Origin of the sequence: Luteimonas panaciterrae, from assembly GCF_020511115.1 — a bacterium.
Classification (GTDB): Bacteria; Pseudomonadota; Gammaproteobacteria; order Xanthomonadales; family Xanthomonadaceae; genus Luteimonas; species Luteimonas panaciterrae.
In genome coordinates, this window is record NZ_JAJAVH010000003.1 from 1 (window position 1) to 18,730 (window position 18,730).

At 66.4% G+C, this 18,730-nt stretch carries 18 protein-coding genes and 1 tRNA gene; 12 read left to right on the plus strand and 7 right to left on the minus strand.

All coding sequences use genetic code 11. The features are described from left to right. Positions 1-291: 291 nt before the first annotated feature. Positions 292-367 (minus strand) — tRNA-Ala (locus LG367_RS04655). Between the two features lie 13 nt (positions 368-380). Further along, positions 381-1,514, minus strand: coding sequence for a ribonuclease D (rnd, locus tag LG367_RS04660; protein WP_226468071.1), 1,134 nt, complete (start codon positions 1,512-1,514; stop codon positions 381-383). 282 nt (positions 1,515-1,796) lie between these two features. Between rnd and LG367_RS04665 the strand changes: the two genes are divergently transcribed. The 3 genes from LG367_RS04665 to LG367_RS04675 all read left to right on the plus strand — a co-directional run bounded on the left by LG367_RS04665 (position 1,797) and on the right by LG367_RS04675 (position 4,934). Then, the gene (locus tag LG367_RS04665) at positions 1,797-3,650 is read left to right on the plus strand and encodes a formylglycine-generating enzyme family protein (RefSeq protein ID WP_226468072.1); all 1,854 of its coding nucleotides are present in this window, start codon (positions 1,797-1,799) and stop codon (positions 3,648-3,650) included. Between the two features lie 11 nt (positions 3,651-3,661). Then, entirely contained in the window at positions 3,662-3,952 is a 291-nt protein-coding gene (locus LG367_RS04670) for a hypothetical protein (RefSeq protein ID WP_226468073.1), read from the plus strand. Between the two features lie 64 nt (positions 3,953-4,016). Next, complete coding sequence (locus LG367_RS04675; protein ID WP_226468074.1) at positions 4,017-4,934, plus strand: M48 family metallopeptidase; 918 nt, start codon at positions 4,017-4,019, stop codon at positions 4,932-4,934. 124 nt (positions 4,935-5,058) lie between these two features. Here LG367_RS04675 and phaR read toward each other — a convergent pair whose 3' ends face one another. The 3 genes from phaR to gluQRS form a co-directional block, all read right to left on the minus strand. Then, complete coding sequence (phaR, locus tag LG367_RS04680; RefSeq protein ID WP_226468075.1) at positions 5,059-5,553, minus strand: polyhydroxyalkanoate synthesis repressor PhaR; 495 nt, start codon at positions 5,551-5,553, stop codon at positions 5,059-5,061. A gap of 296 nt (positions 5,554-5,849) precedes the next feature. Continuing rightward, entirely contained in the window at positions 5,850-6,590 is a 741-nt protein-coding gene (gene phbB, locus LG367_RS04685; protein ID WP_226468076.1) for a beta-ketoacyl-ACP reductase, read from the minus strand. A 149-nt stretch (positions 6,591-6,739) separates the two neighbouring features. Continuing rightward, positions 6,740-7,639 (minus strand): tRNA glutamyl-Q(34) synthetase GluQRS, encoded by a 900-nt coding sequence (gene gluQRS / locus LG367_RS04690; RefSeq protein ID WP_226468077.1) that lies wholly within the window; start codon positions 7,637-7,639, stop codon positions 6,740-6,742. Positions 7,640-7,773: 134 nt separating this feature from the next. On the opposite strand from gluQRS, the gene htpX reads away from it, so the two are divergent. Further along, positions 7,774-8,685: a protease HtpX gene (gene htpX, locus LG367_RS04695; protein ID WP_226468078.1), complete on the plus strand. Its 912-nt coding sequence runs from the start codon at positions 7,774-7,776 to the stop codon at positions 8,683-8,685. Positions 8,686-8,767: 82 nt separating this feature from the next. On the opposite strand, the gene LG367_RS04700 is transcribed toward htpX, so the two are convergent. Both LG367_RS04700 and epmB read right to left on the minus strand, forming a co-directional pair. Then, on the minus strand, positions 8,768-10,852 hold the full coding sequence (locus LG367_RS04700) for an EAL domain-containing response regulator (protein WP_226468079.1): 2,085 nt from the start codon (positions 10,850-10,852) through the stop codon (positions 8,768-8,770). 76 nt (positions 10,853-10,928) lie between these two features. Further along, positions 10,929-11,969, minus strand: coding sequence for an EF-P beta-lysylation protein EpmB (gene epmB, locus LG367_RS04705; RefSeq protein ID WP_226468080.1), 1,041 nt, complete (start codon positions 11,967-11,969; stop codon positions 10,929-10,931). A 115-nt stretch (positions 11,970-12,084) separates the two neighbouring features. On the opposite strand from epmB, the gene efp reads away from it, so the two are divergent. From efp to folE2, 8 genes are all read left to right on the plus strand, one after another. Next, positions 12,085-12,651, plus strand: coding sequence for an elongation factor P (efp, locus tag LG367_RS04710; protein ID WP_226468081.1), 567 nt, complete (start codon positions 12,085-12,087; stop codon positions 12,649-12,651). 36 nt (positions 12,652-12,687) lie between these two features. Then, positions 12,688-13,338: a TMEM175 family protein gene (locus LG367_RS04715; RefSeq protein WP_226468082.1), complete on the plus strand. Its 651-nt coding sequence runs from the start codon at positions 12,688-12,690 to the stop codon at positions 13,336-13,338. Positions 13,339-13,382: 44 nt separating this feature from the next. Continuing rightward, positions 13,383-14,708, plus strand: coding sequence for a TRZ/ATZ family hydrolase (locus LG367_RS04720; protein WP_226468108.1), 1,326 nt, complete (start codon positions 13,383-13,385; stop codon positions 14,706-14,708). 65 nt (positions 14,709-14,773) lie between these two features. After that, positions 14,774-15,493 (plus strand): bifunctional 2-polyprenyl-6-hydroxyphenol methylase/3-demethylubiquinol 3-O-methyltransferase UbiG, encoded by a 720-nt coding sequence (ubiG, locus tag LG367_RS04725; protein WP_226468083.1) that lies wholly within the window; start codon positions 14,774-14,776, stop codon positions 15,491-15,493. Then, positions 15,490-16,230 carry a phosphoglycolate phosphatase gene (locus LG367_RS04730; RefSeq protein WP_226468084.1) on the plus strand — a complete coding sequence of 247 codons (741 nt, stop codon included), beginning with the start codon at positions 15,490-15,492 and terminating at the stop codon, positions 16,228-16,230. Before ubiG ends, LG367_RS04730 begins: the two co-directional genes overlap by 4 nt. A gap of 32 nt (positions 16,231-16,262) precedes the next feature. Next, a complete protein-coding gene (locus LG367_RS04735) occupies positions 16,263-16,934 on the plus strand; it encodes an isoprenoid biosynthesis enzyme family protein (RefSeq protein ID WP_226468085.1) in 672 nt (223 codons plus the stop codon). Positions 16,935-16,980: 46 nt separating this feature from the next. Then, entirely contained in the window at positions 16,981-17,655 is a 675-nt protein-coding gene (locus LG367_RS04740; protein WP_226468086.1) for a hypothetical protein, read from the plus strand. 151 nt (positions 17,656-17,806) lie between these two features. Continuing rightward, positions 17,807-18,730: a GTP cyclohydrolase FolE2 gene (gene folE2 / locus LG367_RS04745; RefSeq protein ID WP_226468087.1), complete on the plus strand. Its 924-nt coding sequence runs from the start codon at positions 17,807-17,809 to the stop codon at positions 18,728-18,730.

The window sequence follows — 18,730 nt, forward strand, 5'->3', positions numbered from 1 at the left end:
CGCTTATGGCCGATAGCGGCCGTTGTTTCGATCCTCTTTCGGGGCACGAAGGTGATTTCGCAAACAGCGAAGAGAGGGGGGCGCTAAGTACCCGCCACACAAGGAAAATTTTTTCGGCCTGCGAAAATGGCATTTTCGCAGAACGGAGACTGGAGACCGCGCGGAGACGGAAACGGAGAAATTTTCGACTTCCCGAAGAGCGGGCCGTTTTCGCACAAACGCGAAACGGTGCGGAAATAGGGGGGTGTTGGACGAAAAAAAACCGACAGAGACTGTCGGTTTTTTTAGAGGTGGTGGAGCGGAGGAGGATCGAACTCCCGACCTTCGCATTGCGAACGCGACGCTCTCCCAGCTGAGCTACCGCCCCACGAAGTCGCGAATTATACGGAGGCGCTCGCGTTGCCGCCAGCGGTGGCGAGCAAGGGGGCCAGGGATGGTTCCAGTTGCGCGCGGCGCCAGCCGGAGAGCGGGCCGGGCCAGCGACGGGTGTCGTCGTCGAGCGGGCTGGCTTCCAGGAGACGCTCCAGCCAGCGTCGGGAGGCGAGGACGCCGTCGGGCAGGCCGAGTTCGGCGCTGCGGGCCGCGGTGGCGTCCTGCAGGCGGCGCAGGGCCTGTTTGTCGCGGTCGTCGCCGCGTGGTGGCGGGGCTTCGCCTTCATCCGCCAGTGGCGTCTGCAGGATGTTCCAGAGGAGGTCCGCCAGCTTGCGCGGCGCCTTGGGATGCGCGTCGAGCAGCCGTTGCAGGGCTTCCCGGTCCGGCAGGGAGTCGCGCGCCAGCTGCGTGGCGAGTTCGTTGTCGAGGATCCAGTTGCGCGGTCGGTCGGTTTCGCGCGCGTAGACGTCGCGCCAGCGCAGCAGGCGCAGCAGGCGATGCTGCGCCGGAGTGTCCAAGAATTGCGCGGCGCGGAGTGCCAGATGCGGCCAGCGGTCGGCTTCGTCCCGCTCGGCGTTGTCGACCATGCGGGTGCAGTCTTCTTCCTGCCATTCGCCGCGTCCGAGTTGTTGCAGGCTGGCGGTCAGCTTGTCGTGCAGTGCGAACAGGTGCCGCACGTCATCGGCGGCGTAGTCGAGCTGGGATGGCGTCAGCGGACGACGCAGCCAGTCCGAACGCGTTTCGCCCTTGGCCAGGGCGATGCCCAGTACGTCCTGTACCAGCCGCTGATAGCCGATGCCGGCGGCGATGCCGGTCAGTGCGGCGGCGGTCTGTGTGTCGAACAGCGGCCGCGGCACGACGCCGCAGGCATGCTTGAGCGCGACCAGGTCTTCGCCGGGGCTGTGGGTGATCTTCAGGATCGAGGTATCCGACAGCAGCGGCGCCAGGGTGGCGGTGATGCCGGGGATGAGCGGATCGATCAGCAGGATGTCGTCGTCGCCGTCTCCGAAGGAGATCTGGACCAATGCCAGTTGCGGCCAGTAGGTGCGTTCGCGGACGAACTCGGTGTCCAGGCCGATCCGCGAGGGACATTGCGCAATCCGGGAGGCGAGGTCTGCAGGGCTGTTGATCCAGAGCGGCATTGAGATAAGGGTCTGAGCCGATGCCCTATTGGCAGCGGCTCGAACCTCGGATGCCCGGCGATGGATGGCCGGGCTTGAGGTTCCGAAGCCGATGACGTGGCGCCATGGAAGGCATCTGCTGTCTTGAAGACATGATGTTGAAAGATGCCAGCCTAATGGCGGCGAGGTGAACAAGGCAAACACGCATCGGGCAAAGACGGGACGGCGTCACAACACCGCCGCGGTGCCTCGGCGCAGGCGATGGCGTAATCTGATGCCCCCGCGTCGGCAAGGAAACGAGGTTTGCGCGCCATCCACCGGATCGCCATCGCTGCATTGCTGCTGCCGGCATTGCTCGTGGGCTGTTCGCGCGATCAGGACCCGTCTTCGCGCGCCGAACAGCAGGCGAGGGCGGAAGTGCGCGCGGGCGTGGTGACGGTCAGCGGTGACGACAGCATCTCCCAGACGCTGACCTGGCGCGTGCCGGCGGTGCAGATTCCGCAGGACGGCGACACCCGCGCCCGCAAGCGCGCTGATGCGGCGCTGGCGGTGGGGAATCTGTATGCCGATGGCGATTCCGCGATCCCGCTCTACCTGGCGCTGGCACAGCGTGATCCGAAGAACAAGGCGGTGCAGGACGGCCTGCGGCGCGCGTTGCGGGCACTGCTCGCGGAAGGCGAGGAGGCGCTGACACGAGCGGATGACGAGATCGATGCCTTGCGCAAGGCGCACGAGATCGCCACCGTCGCACGCGCGGTGGATGGCGGCGACGAGGCGGTGCAGGCGTTCCTGGCGCGCATCGATACGGCCGACACGTTGTGGGAGCTCAATCGCGAAGGCGAACATGCCCTGGCCAATGCCCAGTACGGCGAACGCGGCGGCGGCGCGCTGGCCAAGTTCCGCGAGGTGCTTGCGATCAAACCCGAGCAGCCGCGGGCGATGCAGGGTGTGGCGGCGGTGGAGAGCGCGCTGATCCGCAGGGCGGAGCTGGCGGGAGAAGACGGCGATTTCGCCACCGCGCAGCGCTGGCTGGCCGACGCCGTGAAACTGCGCCCCAAGATGACCACCGTCCGCGACGCGGGCGAGCGCATCGAGCGCATGCGCAGCGCGCGCATCGCGCAGTTGCGCGATGCCGGCATCGCCGCGCTGTCGCAGTACAACGGCCTTGCCACCGCCCGCAAACGACTCGCCGACATCCTGCTGATCGCCAAGCCCGGCGATCCCATCGCCGCGGAACTGCGCCAGCGCATCGATCTGGCCCAGCACTACGGCCTGTACCGGCCGGGACAGACCTTCACGGATGCGATGAAGAACGGCGGCCGTGGCCCGCAGATGGTGGTCGTGCCGCATGGTGCGTTCCGCATGGGATCGGCGGATGACGATCGCGCGGCGGCGGACAATGAAAAGCCGCAACGCAATATCCGTTTCGATCGCGGCTTCGCGATGTCGGCGACGGAAGTGACCGTCGGCGAGTTCCGCCGCTTCATCAACGCCACCGGACGCAAGACGCGGGCGATGCGGCGCGGGTTCTCGATGGCCTACGACGAGCGCAGCGGCAATTTCGCGCGCCGCAGCAATGTCGACTGGTTCAGCGACTATGCCGGCCGGTTGGCGGGCGACGATCAGCCCGTCCTGCACATCAGTGCCAAGGACGCCGATGCCTACGCGAAGTGGCTGACGGAGCAGACCGGCAAGCATTACCGCCTACCGAGCGAGGCCGAATTCGAATACGTGTTGCGCGCGGGCGGCACCGGCATGTGGCCCTGGGGCGATGGCGCGCCGCCGGTCGGCAGCGGCAACTTCACAGGTGCGCGCGACGTGTCGCCCAACGGCACGCGCCGCTGGAGCAATGCCTTCAACGGTTACAGCGACACCTATTGGGGACCGGCGCCCGTCGGGCACTTCAAGCCGAATGTCTGGGGTTTGCATGACCTGTCGGGCAACGTCGGCGAATGGGTCGCCGACTGCTGGCACGACAACTACCGGCGCGCGCCGAAGGACGGCGCGGCCTGGGTCAATCCGGGATGCCGGACGCGGGTGATCCGCGGCGGTTCGTGGGCGAGTTCGCCGGCGCAGACGCGCTCGGCCTGGCGCGCGCCGGCCGGCGTGGACAATACCAATGCGCGCGTCGGTTTCCGGGTGGTGCGGGATATCTGAAGGAGAGGGGGATGCCTGGGGAAATCATCGGTGAATTCATCCTCAGGCCGATCGCCGAGTTGGTGCTGCAAATCGCCGGTTACTACACCAGCCGGGTCGTCGTGCCGATCTTCACGTTCGGCTACGTTCATGTGGAGCCGGCCGTGAAGGGCGTGCGGGTTTATCCGAAATGGCACGGTTTTCATCGCACTTCCGACGGGCGCAGGGTGCTGGATGCCGAGATGGGCGCGTTCTTCGGGCTCGTCTTCTGGGCCGTGGTCGGGATTGCGACATATTTGGGCTACCGCTATTTTGCGCCCTGACGATCCACGGGGTCGGGGCCGATGCCGGGTCCGGCCGTTCATGCGCAGGTGAGGGGAGAAGGCGATGCGGCAGAACCCGTTCGGCAATGGTTACGAATCGCAGGGCGGGCAGCGGCGTGGCTTCGGATTCAATCCGCGCCTGCTGATCCTGGTGGCGTTCATCGGCTACGCCGCTTATTACTATTTCTCCAACCGCACCGTCGATCCGCTGACCGGCGAGAAGGTGCTGATCGACAAGAGCATCTCGCCACAGGAAGAAAAGGCGCTCGGGTTGCAGGCTTATCAAGAGATCCTGCAGCAGGAGCGGCCGGTGGATGCCAATTCCCCGATCGTGGCCGAAGTGCGCGAGATCGCGCAGCGCCTGATCGCGAAGATTCCGCAGGTGTCCGACGCGCTTGCCGCCGAGCACGGCCTGCAGGCGCAGCACATCGAAAATGAGTTCGAATGGGCGGTGACGGTCTTGCAATCGGACCAGGCCAATGCGTTCTGCCTGCCCGGCGGCAAGATGGCGGTCTACACCGGCCTGGTGCCGGTGGCGCAGAACAAGGACGCGATGGCGGTGGTGATGGGGCATGAAATCACGCACGCGCTCCTGCGCCACGGCGCGCAGCGCATGACCGAGCAGAAGCTGGCGCAGATCGGACAGATGGCTGGCGCGATGAGCGGCATGGATGCACAGCAGATGCAGATGGTGATGGCCGTGTATGGCTATGGCCGCTCGCTGCCGTACGCGCGCAAGCAGGAGACGCAGGCCGACGAGATGGGCCTGATGCTGGCGGCCGCGGCCTGCTACAACCCGCACGAAGCGATCGCGCTGTGGCAGCGCATGGATCAGGCCAGCGGCGGACAGGCGCCGCCGGAGTTTTCCTCGACGCATCCGAGTTCCGGCACGCGCATCCAGAACCTGCAGGCGTTGATGCCGAAGGCGATGGAGTATCGCAAGCGTTTCTGCGAACAGGGCGGTGCTGCCGGAGCCCTCTGAGTTGGCAACGGCTTATTGATTCGCGGCGTGGCCTTCGGGCCTTGAGCCGATGCGATCGACAAGAGTGATCGCATCGCATGGCGCGCGCATCACGCGCGCCGCATCGGAACAGAGAGTGTGGCGCTTATTTGCCGCGCGGCTTGTCGGCGGTTTCCTTCGGCTTGGCCGAAGCGCTACGGCCCAGGCCGCCGATCAGGTTCTGCTGGAATTCCTGCCACAGCTCCAGATTGCGTTCGGTGAGCTGATTGACCATCGCCCACGGCGTCTGGCCGAGCATGTTGCCCATCTGCTGGCGGAATTGGGATTGCTGCTCGAGGAAGGTCTGCATCGAGCGTTCGAGGTAGGTGCCCATGAAGCCCTGCAGCGAATCGCCGTAGAAGCGGATGAGCTGGCTCAGCAATTGCGTGGAGAGCATCGGCTGACCGTCCTGCTCGTGCTCGGCGATGATCTGCAGGAGCACCTGGCGGGTCAGGTCCTCGCCGGTCTTGGCGTCGCGCACCTCGAAGTCTTCGCCGTCGACGATGAGCTGCCGCACGTCCTCGATGGTGATGTAGCTGGAAATGTCGGTGTCGTAGAGACGACGGTTCGGGTATTTCTTGATGACGCGCGGCTTGGTCATGGAGCAAAGGCTCTAACGTTGCAGGCGGGCAGCATGGCGCAGTGCAGCACCGCTTGCAACTTCGGACACCGCGATCCGCCGTAGATCACAATACTGGCCAGTACGGATACCGGTGGAACCCTCGATCGCCGATCTGCCTGGCCTCGCGCTGCCGGCTTTCCGGGCAAATAGCCCCTGAAGTTAAGGGGACGCCGCGACAGCGGCGCGGTTGTGGAAGCCACGGGCCTGGTGGGGCCCAAGGTTTGCGCAGCAAACTTTGGGGGCACTGGCCGGCACGCCGGCTAGCGCCAACCTCCTTACCAGCCCATGTACTGCCCGCCATTGGCGGACAGATTGGCCCCGGTGATCCATCCGGCCTCGTCGGGCAGGAAGAAGCTCACCGCATAGGCGATCTCGTCGGGCTCGCCCAGGCGACCGGTGGGAATCTGCGCGACGATCTTGGCGCGCACGTCCTCCGGCACGGCCATCACCATGTCGGTGCCGATGTAGCCGGGTGAGACCGTGTTGACGGTGATCCCGAACTTCGCGTTCTCCTGCGCCAGCGAGATGGTGAACCCGTGCATGCCCGCCTTGGCGGCGGCGTAGTTGGCCTGGCCGTACTGGCCCTTCTGGCCGTTGATCGAGCTGATCTGGATGATGCGGCCCCACTTGCGCGCGCGCATGCCCTCGATCACCGGGCGGGTGACGTTGAACACCGAGTTGAGATTGGTGTTGATCACGTCCTGCCACTGCTCGGGCGTCATCTTGTGGAAGGTGCCGTCGCGGGTGATGCCGGCGTTGTTGATCAGGATGTCGACCGGACCGAGCTGACGCTCGACGTCGCGCACCATCGCTTCGGCTTCCGGGTAGTTCGAGACGTCGCCCTTGGCGAGCGTGACCTCGTAACCGTCCGACTGCATCTGCGCTTGCCAGGCACGTGCTTTTTCCTCGTTGCGGTAATTGGTCGCGACCTTGTAGCCGCCGGTGATCAGCCGCTTGCAGATGGCCGTTCCGATTCCCCCGGTTCCCCCTGTCACCAATGCCACCCGAGATGCCATGCCCTGTTCTCCAAATACGTTCGATGCGCGCGCGATTGCGCTTAAGGAGAATTCTATTCTTGGGCGGGGATAAGTTCGTTGTGCAATGCGGTAGCAGACACGGTTGTTTGTGTAACGTTTCCGCAAAGGTTCTCTGCTTGCCCGCCGCGTTACGCCGGAGTGAATGACAGCGTTCGATCGCGCGGGATGCGCGCCGGGTCGAAATGACGAAGCGATGACGACAGGGCATCGGCGACGGAAGCCGCCTCGGCCAGCGCGTCGCCGTTCTGTCCCAACGCGAGCCAAGCCCTGCGCAGGGTCGCCACCGGCGCGTCCTCGGCGACCGGCAGCGAGGCCGATGATTTCGACAGCTTGCGGCCATCGTCGCCCAGCACCAGCGGCAGGTGCGCGTAGCGCGGCGTCGGCAATCCGAGCCGTTGCTGCAGCAGGATCTGCCGGGGCGTGGAATCGAGCAGATCGGCGCCGCGCACGACCTCGCTGATGTCCTGGGCGGCATCGTCCACCACTACGGCCAGTTGGTATGCCCACAATCCGTCGGCGCGGCGCAGCACGAAGTCGCCGACCTCGCGCGCCACGTCCTGTTCGATGCGTCCTTGCAGCGCATCTTCGAACACGACGGTGGTGCCGTCGGGCACGCGCAGGCGGAGCGCCGGATCGACGCGCGAGGCGCCAGGCACGCAGGCGCGATGCACGCCGCCCACGTCCGCGTGATCGCTGCGGCTGCAATGGCAAAGGAAGGCGTCGCCCTGTGCCAGCAGCCGTTCCAGCGCGGCTTGGTAGGCGTCACCGCGTTCGCTTTGCCGCAGGACCGGTTCGTCCGGGAGCAGGCCGAAGGCGGCCAACGTGCGCAATTGCGCGTCCGCGGCACCGGCGATTTCGCGCGGCGGATCGATGTCCTCGATCCGCACCAACCACTGCCCATGCGCACGACGCGCCATCAGCCAGCTGCCGAATGCCGCCAGCAACGAACCGAAATGCAAGGGGCCGGTGGGCGAGGGCGCGAAGCGCCCGCGATAGGGCGCGTTGAATTGCGGTTGGGATTCGTTCATCGAATGCTGGATGAGTGTAGGAACTTCGCGCACGTTTGGCGGCACAAAAGCGACGCGGAACTTGAATTCAAACCGCGCCGACTACATTACAACAGCCAAACGATCGCGCCCTCGCGCGATAGGAAACCCCACCGATGTTCAAGCGTATTTTCCTGTTCCTTGCCACCAATCTGGCGGTACTGGCCCTGGTCAGCATCGTCATGGCGATTTTCGGCATCAATCCGTCGACCAACGCCGGCCTGCTGATCATGGCGGCCCTGTTCGGTTTCGGCGGCTCGTTCATCTCGCTGCTGATGTCGAAGTGGATCGCGCTGCGCACCACCGGCGCCCAGGTCATCGAACAGCCGCGCAACGAAACCGAGCGCTGGCTGGTCACGACCGTGCAGCGGCAGGCGCAGGCCGCCGGCATCGGCATGCCCGAAGTCGCCGTCTACGATGCGCCGGAGATCAACGCCTTCGCCACCGGCGCCAACCGCAACAAGGCGCTGGTCGCGGTGTCAACCGGCCTGCTGCGTTCGATGAGCCGCGATGAAGCCGAGGCCGTGCTCGGTCACGAGGTCAGCCACGTCGCCAACGGCGACATGGTGACGATGGCCCTGCTGCAGGGCGTGCTCAACACCTTCGTGATCGTGCTGGCGCGCATCGTCGGCCGCGTGGTCGACGGCTATCTGAGCGGCGGCCGCAACAACGAGAACGGTGGTGGCGGATTGGCGTACTTCGCGATCGTGTTCGTGCTGGAGATGGTGTTCGGCCTGCTCGCCAGCGTGACCGCGATGTGGTTCTCGCGCCAGCGCGAATTCCGCGCCGACGCCGGTGGCGCGCGCCTGGCCGGCCGCGACAAGATGATCGCCGCGCTGGAGCGCCTGGCGCTCAACCACGGCCAGAGCACGCTGCCGACGCAGATCCAGGCCTTCGGCATCGCCGGCGCCATCCCGCACGGCGTGAAGCGGCTGATGATGAGCCATCCTCCGCTGGAGGAGCGCATCCAGGCGCTGCGCAACGCCAGGCTCGACGAGAGCAGCGTGCGCCAGGGCGTCGTGGCCTGAGCGAAGCCGCCGTCATGAATGAAGAAGCCCGCCGAATGGCGGGCTTCTTTTTGCCTGACCGGCGCCGGAAACGACGCCGCGGCTATTCGAACTCGTAATTCATTTCCGGCCCCACGCCGGCCAGGAACTCGCCCTGGACGTAATCGACGCCCGCCGAGAACAGGAACGACATGCTGGTGGCGTCGGCGACGAATTCCGCGATGGTCTGGATGTCGAGCTCGCGCGCCTTCGCCACGATCTCGCGCACGCGCTCCTGGTTGGTCGGATTCTTCGGCAGTTCCTCGGCGAAGCTGCGATCGATCTTGAGCATGTCCGGCTGCAGATGCGTGAGCAGCTGGAACGAATCCAGCCCGACGCCGAACTGCTCCAGCACGATGCGCACGCCGAGCTTGTTGGCGGTGGCGGCGAATTCCTGCGTCGCCTTCAGATGGGTGAAGACCTTGGCCTCGGGCAACTGCAGCATCAGGCGTTCGCCGGGGACGCCGTGCGCGGCCAGCTGATCGCCGATGTGGCGCAGGAGGCTGTCGTCGTCGAGCGAGGACTGGCTGATCTTCACCAGCAACGTGATCGGTTTGCCGTTGCGGCTGCGGCGCCCGATGATTTCGATGGCGTGCCCGACCACGTAGCGGTCGATTTCCCAGAGCAGGCCGTTCTCCTCCGCGATCTGCAGGAAGGACAGCGGCTTGACCAGTTCGCCGTCGCCCGCGTCCATGCGCAGGAACACCTCGTAGACCGGGCTGACGTCGCCCTGCAGGCCGATCACCGGCTGGTAGTGCAGCACGAAGCGTTCCTGGTCGAGCGCGTCGCGCAGGCGTGTGACCCAGGCCTGGACATGCTCTTCCTCGGCGCGATCGGCCGCTGCGGGATCGAAGATCTCGGAGCAGTTGCCGCCGACGTCGAGCGAGGACTGCACGCCCTGGCTGGCCTTGGCCAGCACCTGGGTGACGCTGGCGATCTTCTCGCCGATCTGCACACCGCCGATGCTGGCGGTGATCGTGCTGGAACGCGATCCGATCGGGAACACGTGCGAGGCGAAGGCTTCGCGGATGCGTTCGGCCAGCGTGGTGGTCGCCTTGTAGTCTGCGTTGGGCAGGAGGACCGCGAGCCGGTGCTCGGAGAAACGCGCGGCCACGGCGCCCGGGTTCTCCTCCAGCACGCCCTGCAGGCGTTCGCCCATCGCGGCGAGCATGCTGTCGGCGGCATCGAGGCCGATCTCGTGCAGCAGGCGCTGGTAGTGGTCGGGTTCGATCATCAGCAGGCCGTGCTGGGCCTGGCCTTGCGCCGCCTCGGTCACCGCATCCTCCAGCGCATGCAGGAAGGTGGGGCGATTGAGCAGGCCGGTGACCTGATCGCGCTGGCGCAGCGCTTCGATCTCCTGCGCCAGTTCGGTGTCGATCTCCTGACGGCGGAAGATCACCTGCTGGCAGGGTTCGTTCTCGTAGGTGGCGGGGGAGAATTCCATCGTCGCGGCGAACACGCCGCCGGCGATGTCGCGCGCGTCCAGTTCGTAGCGCGGCTGCGGCGTTTCGCCCTTGGCGAGGCTTTTCAGCAGCGACTTCAGGTTCTCGACGTGCTGTGGCGCGACCAGGTCGAGCAGGGACATGCCCTCGATGTCCTCGAAGCTGTCGAGGCCGAACATCTCGAGGTAGGCGCCATTGGCGCGGATGTGCATGCCTTCGTGGACGTAGGCGATGGGGTCGCGCGAGGATTCGATCAGGGTGTCGCAGCGGCGTTCGCTCTCGCGCACGCGCGCCTCGAGCTTGCGCAGGGCGCGGCGGTCCTCGAGGTCGTTCCATTCGTTGCGCACCACGGCCAGCAATTGCTGCGGTTTGCGGCGCAGGGCAATGTTGCGCGCGCCGGCGCTGTGCGCTTCGAGGAAGCTGGCATCGTCGATGCTGTCGCCGACGGCGATGACCGGGATGTCCTTGCCGCTGGCGACGACGTGCTGGACCACCTCGGCGAACGGAATGATCTTCGCCCGCTGTGCCGCAAGCACCAGATCGATGGGTTGCGCGCCGAGCATGGCGACGAGCTCCTCGTCGGAAACCGGCCGCAGCGGCCGCACCGCGATGCCGGAATTGCGCAGAGCGCTGACGATGGCTTCGGCCGCTTCGACACTATCGTCGACGATCAGCAGGCGCAGGGCTTGGTCCGGACTCGGCGGCATTGTCACCTCGGGGGCGGAGACGGGCGTTTATGCCATGAGGCGGCGCGGTTCGTCCATCGCACCTATGGTCCCGCGATCAAGCGAGGCGGCGTTTGGAGGCATCGCCGGCCACTTCGCGGACCAGTCTGGGCACCAGGTATCCCGGCAGTCGCGAGACCAGTTCCGCATGCAGCGCCAATGCTTGTGAATCAGGGATTTCAAAGTGCGCGGCACCCTGCACGCGGTCGAGCTGGTGCAGGTAATAAGGCAGCACGCCGGCCTCGTAGCCGCGTTCGCACAGCGCGGTCAGCGCTTCGATCGAGTCGTTGACGCCGCGCAGCAGCACGGCCTGGTTGAGCAGGGCGATGCCGCCGAAAGCGCGACCGGCGTCACGCAGGCGCGCCATCGCGGCGTCGACATCGGCATCGAATTCGTTGGCGTGATTGGCGTGGACGACGACGGCCACGGGCCAGGGCAGCGATCCTAGCCAAGTGGTCAGTTCGTCATCGATGCGCTCCGGCAGCACGATCGGCAGGCGCGTGTGGATGCGCAGACGGCGGATGTGCGGGATGTCCGCCAGCTGCGTGGTGAGTTCGGCGAGCTTGGCCGTGGCCAGCGACAGCGGATCGCCGCCGGAGAGGATCACCTCGCTGACGTCGTGGTCGGCGCGCAGGGCATCGAGGGCTTCCTGCCAGCCGCCGGCGGCGGCGGTTTCCTCGGCGTAGGGGAAGTGGCGGCGGAAGCAGTAGCGGCAGTGCACGGCGCAGCTGCCGGTGGTGATCAGCAGGGCCCGGCCGCGGTATTTGCGGATCACGCCATGCCCGGCGCGGGCGGCGGCATCGCCCACGGCATCGAGCGCGAAGCCGGGCGCCGGCTGCATCTCGACGTCGAGCGGCAGGACCTGGCGCAGCAGCGGATCGTGCGGATCGCCCGCGCGCATGCGCGCGACGAAGCCGCGCGGTACCCGCACCGGGAACTGTGCCGCGGCCGCGTCGGAGATGCGCAGGGCGGCCTCGTCCAGCCCGAGCAGGGTCAGCAGTTCGCGCGGATCGCGCACGGCTTCGCGCCAGAGCCGGCGCCAGTCGCCGCTCGGGGCGGCGTCTCGCGGGTGCGGGGCAGGGGAGGCAGCAGGTATCATGTGTGATCCGTTCCGGGGCCGGGCATTTTAGCCCTTCGGCCTCTCCGGAACTTCGTACACACCCCTTTTGGCCGCGGATGCGGCCCATCACGCCTCACTTTTTGCAGGAGTAAGCATGGCCAGCTATGGCATGAACGACGTCAAGAACGGGATGAAGATCCTCGTCAACAACGAGCCTTGCATCATCACCGACACCGAGTACGTCAAGCCGGGCAAGGGCCAGGCCTTCACCCGCGTCAAATATCGTTTCATCAAGTCCGGCCGCGTGGTCGAGCTGACCATGAAGGCCACCGATTCGCTGGAAGCGGCCGACGTCGTCGATACCGACATGCAGTTCCTCTACGCCGACGGCGAATACTGGCACTTCATGCAGCAGGAAACCTTCGAGCAGGTGCAGGCCGACAAGACCGGCGTGGGCGATGCCGCCAAGTGGCTGAAGGGCGAGGAGCCCTGCGTGGTCACGCTGTGGAACGGCACCCCGATCGCGGTGCAGCCGCCGAATTTCGTCGAGCTGAAGATCGTCGAGACCGATCCGGGCGTCCGTGGCGACACCTCCGGTGGCGGCGGCAAGCCGGCCACGCTGGAAACCGGCGCGGTGGTGCGCGTGCCGCTGTTCGTCGGCCAGGACGAGGTGATCAAGGTCGATACCCGCAGCGGCGAGTACGTCAGCCGCGTGAAGTAAGACAGCGTGAAGTAAGTCTCAACCGCACAGGCAGCCATGAGCGAAAAGGAAGCAGCCCGGGATGTCTTTCCGCACGACCGCGTCGTCTTTTTCAGCGACGCGGTCTTTGCCATCGCCATTACTCTGCTCGCCATCGAGCTGAGATTGCCGACGCAGGAAATGGTCGAGCACGTCGGCGCGGAGGCCGCCTCGCGCGAGGTGGTCTCGCTGTTCATCGCCTACATCGTCAGCTTCCTGGTGATCGCTCTGTTCTGGAGCGGTCACATGCTGACCTGGAAGCATGTGACCCGCGCCACCGGCAAGCTGGTGTGGTCCTCGATCCTGCAACTGATGTTTGTCGCGCTGATGCCGTTCGCGACGCATCTGTATTCCGAGGCGTTCAGTTCGGAAAGCGCCGGCCGGTTCGCTTTCTACAGCGCCGTGCTGTTCGGGATTTCGTTTTTCTCCTGGCTGACCCGGCGCATGGTCGTTCGGCAGGAGAACCTGCGTGAAAGACTGGGCGACGTGCAGGTGCGCTGGCTGCTGCTGCGCGGCCTGATCCCGGTGCTGGTGTTCGCCGCCAGCATTCCACTGGCGTACGTGCTGCCGATCTGGATGGGCGGCTTCGTGTTCCTGGTGATCTTCCCGTTGACGATGCTGGCGCGGCGCCTGTGCTTCCGTCGCCAAAAACCGGAGCCTGCCGCTTGAGCGAAGTACGACAGAGCGAGGCACGACAGAGCGAGGTACGAGCGTTGCAACCCGTCGATTTGCTGATCGAGGCCGGCTTCGTCGTGCCGGTGGAACCGCATGGTGTCGTGCTGGAGCGGCATGCCGTCGCCGTGCATGACGGCGTCATCCAGGCCATCCTGCCGATCGACGAGGCGCGCGCGCGTTTCGCGGCGAAGGAAACCGTTTCGCGTCCCGACGCGGTCCTGATCCCCGGCCTGGTCAACGCCCACACCCACAACCCGATGACGCTGCTGCGCGGCGTCGCCGACGACCTGCCGCTGAAGGTGTGGCTGCAGGAGCACATCTGGCCGATCGAAGGCGCGGTGATGGGACCGGAATTCGTCGCCGACGGCATTGCGCTGGCGATCGCCGAGATGCTGCGCGGCGGCACCACCTGCGTCAACGAGAACTATTTTTTCCCCGACGTGCAGGCGGCCACCTACAAGCGTCACGGCTTCCGCGCTCGTGTCGGGCTGCCGCTGATCGACTTCCCGTCGGCCTGGGCCAGTTCGGACGACGAATATTTCGACAAGGCCGGCGAAGTGCACGACCAGTGGCGCAGCGATCCGCTGATCGCCACCGCCTTCGCGCCGCATGCGCCGTACACGGTCAGCGACGCCAGTTTCGAGCGGGTGCGCATGCTCGCCGATCAGCTCGACGTGCCGGTGCATCTGCATCTGCACGAGACCGCGCAGGAAGTGGAGCAGTCGGTGCAGAAGCATGGGCAGCGCCCGATCGCGCGGCTCGATCGTCTTGGCCTGATCAACGATCGCCTGATCGCGGTGCACATGACGCAGCTCACCGAAGCGGAGATCCATCTGTGCGCCGAACGCGGCGTGAGCGTGGTGCACTGCCCCGAATCCAATCTCAAGCTGGCCTCGGGGTTCTGCCCGGCCTGCGCGTTGCAGCGCGCGGGGGTCACGCTCGCCATTGGCACCGATGGCTGCGCCAGCAACAATGATCTCGACATGGTCGGGGAAACGCGCACCGCCGCGCTGCTGGCGAAAGCGGTGGCGAACGACGCCGCCGGTTTCGACGCCGCCACCGCGCTGCGCGCGGCGACGCTGGGCGGTGCCAAGGCGATCGGTTTCGATGCGTTGATCGGCTCGATCGAGCCGGGCAAGCAGGCGGACCTGGTCTGCATCGATCTCTCGCAGCTGGAGACCCAGCCGCTGCATCACGTGGCTTCGCAGCTGATCTACGCCACTGGCCGCCATCAGGTCAACGATGTGTGGATCGCCGGCAAGGCCAAGCTGCGTGGGCGCGAGCTGGTCGATATCGATACGGCGGCACTCCTGGCCAAGACGCGGGAGTGGCGTGAACGGATCGGAGCGGTGAGAGGCGCATGAACCCGCGTCTGCTGTTGCTCGCCATCCCGCGCAGGCGGGAATGACGATCTGAGAGAATGTCGGGCATGACAAGCACTGCATCATCCAACCAGAGCAATTTCCGCCAATCCGAACTCGACAAGTTCGGCGCACTCGCCCATCGCTGGTGGGACCCGAACGGCCCCCAGAAAGCGCTGCATGCGCTGAATCCGGCGCGCCTGGGCTACGTCGCCGAGCGCGTCACCTTGCGCGATGCGATGGTGCTCGACGTCGGCTGTGGCGGCGGCCTGCTCAGCGAGGCGCTGGCGAAGGAGGGCGCGCGCGTCACCGCCATCGACCTGGCGCCCGATCTGGTCAAGATCGCCAAGCTGCACGGTCTCGAATCCGGCGTGAAGGTCGAGTACCGCGAACAATCGGTGGAAGCGCTGGCCGCGGCGCAACCGGGCGAATTCGATGCGATCACATGCATGGAAATGCTCGAGCACGTTCCCGATCCCGCGGCGATCATCGCCGCCTGCGCGACGTTGCTGAAGCCCGGCGGTCGTCTGTTCGTGTCCACGCTCAACCGCACGCCGGCCGCGTTCGCGCTCGCCATCGTCGGCGCCGAATACGTGGCGCGACTGCTGCCGAAGGGCACGCACCAGTATCGCGATTTCATCAAGCCGTCCGAGCTTTCGGCGTGGCTGCGCGCATCCGGTCTGGAACTCGAGGACGTGAGCGGGTTGATGTACGAACCGTGGCGCAATGCCGCGCGGGTGATCTCGCGAACGGATGTGAACTATCTCGCCTGCGCGGTGAAGCCGTGAGGAGTGGGGAGCCGGGAACCGGGAACCGGGAATCGGAAAAGCAGGAGCGATCCACGTCCGGCAGTCGTCGTTTCCCGCGCGGCGTCCTGTTCGATCTCGACGGCACGCTGCTCGACAGCGCGCCGGACATGCTCGCCACGGCGAACGCGATGCGCGTCGAACGTGGTGAACCGGCGATGGAACTGGAACAGTTGCGTCCGTTCGTCTCGCGCGGCAGCCGCGCGATGGTGGGCGCGGCGTTTCCGCAACTCGACGCCGAGGCGCGCGCGGCACTGGTGCCGGTGTTCCTGGCGATCTACGAGCGCGAACTCGGCCATCACGGCGCGCCGTTCGACGGCATCGAAGCCATGCTGGCGGAGATCGAGGCCGATGGCGGGCGCTGGGGCATCGTTACCAACAAGCCGGAATATCTCGCCCGGCTGCTGATGCCCGTGCTGGGATGGGAAAGCCGCTGCGGCGTGCTGATCGGCGGCGACACGCTGCCCGAGCGCAAGCCGCATCCGATGCCGTTGCAGCATGCCGCGGCTGCGCTCGGACTGGCGCCGGAAGACTGCGTCTATGTCGGCGACGACAAACGCGACATCGAGGCCGCGCGCGCGGCCGGCATGCCGTCGGTGGTGGCGCTGTGGGGTTATCGCGTGCCCGGGGATCTGCCGGAAGAGTGGGGCGGCGACGTGATGGTCGAATCGCCGCACGATTTGCTGGACTCCGCGCGCTGGCCCGCACGCGCCACGTAGGCGCGCGACGCCTCCACGCACGCGCCAGCCGCATGAGCACGCCCGACAATCAGCACGAAGCCCTCGACAGCTTCATCGCCAAATGGCGCGACCGCTGGCCGGAATGGTCGGTGGCGGAAGTCTTCCTGCCGGCGTCTCGACGGCAGACGGCGTACGCATGGTTCACATTGCTGCAGGAATTCACGGACGCCGCCTGGAGCGGTGAGGACGCCACACCGGGCCTCGCCAAGCTGGCCTGGTGGGGAGAGGAATTGCGCGGCTGGGCGAAAGGGGCGAGACGCCATCCGCTCGGCGCGACGTTGCAGCGTCAGCCCGTGGATTGGATAGCGTTGTCGGGTTCGCTGCGCGAACTGCAGGCGGCGCGCGGAATCGTGCCGCCGGCGCTTTCCGGACTGCAGGCTTTCGCGGCGGCCGTGGCGCGAATCGAGGCGATCCTCTTCGAGGGTGAAAATGGACAAGGCGGCGCGGTGGACCGTGTCCTGGCCGATGTCCTGGCCGAGCACGCCTTGTCACATGGCGCGACCGATCAGGCGCGCACCCTCGTTGCCGCTAGGCTACGGGGCAGGGAAGCGACACGTCCGCGTCGCATCCAGTCCGCGCTGCTGTACGAACGGCTTTCCCAGCTAGCGGCAGATCAGCCGTTGCGTGCCGCCCGGCCCTGGCGCAGCGTGTGGCTGGCGTGGCGCGCGGCCCGGTCGGAATAATCAAGCCGGGTTCATCTCGACAAGGACGACAACGGGGTTTCCACGCATGGGAAGACTGCTTCTCCCTATCATCGCCATCCTGATGGTCATCACGATCGCGCTGGTCGTTTGGTTGTCGCGAACGCCTCGCGATTCCGCGGCGAATACGACGATGACGGCCAAGTCCTGCCCCGAAACGTTCGAAGGCGAATCAACGACCCGCCTGCAGGCGGTGCTGCCGACGGATTCGGGCATGCACGCCATCTGGGATCCATCGGCCTATGCCGACATCTGCGGATACGAGACGTGGGAGAAGCAGGTACTGGAGACCCAGGACAACGAACGGCATATCCGCGCCGGCCACTTCGTGCCCTTGTACGTTCACGCCGACGGCTCCCCGGCCATCGAGATCCGGGTAGGGCGGGCGGACGCGCCGAGCGCGCTGGCCGATGCCGAATCGGCTTGGGTGACGGCCTCGTCGGAGGAGTACCTGTTCGTTTCCACGGGCACGGCCAATGTCAGCGGCATCGAGTACATCGGCGGGAAGCCGGATCCCGCGATCAGGAGCCTGGTACTCCCGGCCGGGCGTTGGCGCATGAAAATCCATCTTTTGGAGGCGCCCGAGAGCGCCCGAAGCCAGGACGGACTGTACCCGCCCGATTTCCTCGCCCTGGCGAACCCGGAGATTGCCGCGCACGGGCCGTATCGGCAGTCGGAGGAAACCTTCGACCGGCTTCCCTGAGGGCGGGGGACGGTTTCCGGCGGCCTGAATCCGGGCCCGGCCCGCTGACGACCGGCAACCGGCGCTTCAACGCACCGTTGCGCGGGCGGCGGTGGTGTGTCGTTACAATGCCCACATCCTTGACGGCCTCCCCCTGCCGTAAACCGTCGCCGTGAACGTTCCTCCCGTCAGACAACTGCCAGACGTCGCCTTCGACGCCGCGACCGCCGCCCGCCCCCTCGACTGGGTCGGCATGCAGCGCATCGCGCTCCCCCTGCGCATTCCCGGCCCGGGTGGCGATTCGGTCCTGGTGAGCGCCTGGGCCGACGTCTTCGTCGACCTGCGCGACGCCGACGCGCGCGGCATCCATATGTCGCGCCTGTACCTGCGACTGCAGGATGCGCTGAGCAGCGAGGCGATCACGCCCGCCGGCCTGCGTCGCGTACTGCAGGATTGCATCGACTCGCAGGGCGGCCTGTCCTCGGCCGCGCGCCTGGTGCTGCGCTATGAGCAGCTGCTCAAGCGCAAGGCGCTCTCCAGCGAGCATGCCGGCTGGAAAACGTATCCGGTCGAGATCGACGCCACGCTGCGCGACGGTCATCTCGCGCTGACGCTGGCATTCTCGGTCGAGTATTCGAGTACCTGTCCGGCGTCGGCCGCGCTGTCGCGGCAGTTGAACGCGGAGCGGTTCGCCGAGGACTTTGCCACCGCGCATCCGCTTTCCACCGGCGTGGTGCGCGACTGGCTCGCCTCCGAGCGCGGCCTGGCTGCGACTCCGCATGCGCAGCGCAGCCGTGCTGACATGCGCCTGACGTTGCGTCCGGCCTTCGATCGTTTGTCGATCGAACATTTCGTCGACACCGTGGAGAGCGCGCTCGGGACGCCGGTGCAGACGGCGGTCAAGCGCGAGGATGAGCAAGCGTTCGCGCGGCTCAATGCCGAGAATCTGATGTTCTGCGAGGACGCGGCGCGTCGGGTTGCGGCGGTGCTGGCGCGGGATGCGCATGTCGAGCGTTTCGATGTTGCCGTGGCGCATTTCGAGAGTTTGCATGCGCATGATGCGGTGGCGCGGGTGTCGGGGCAGGGGAGTCCGTAA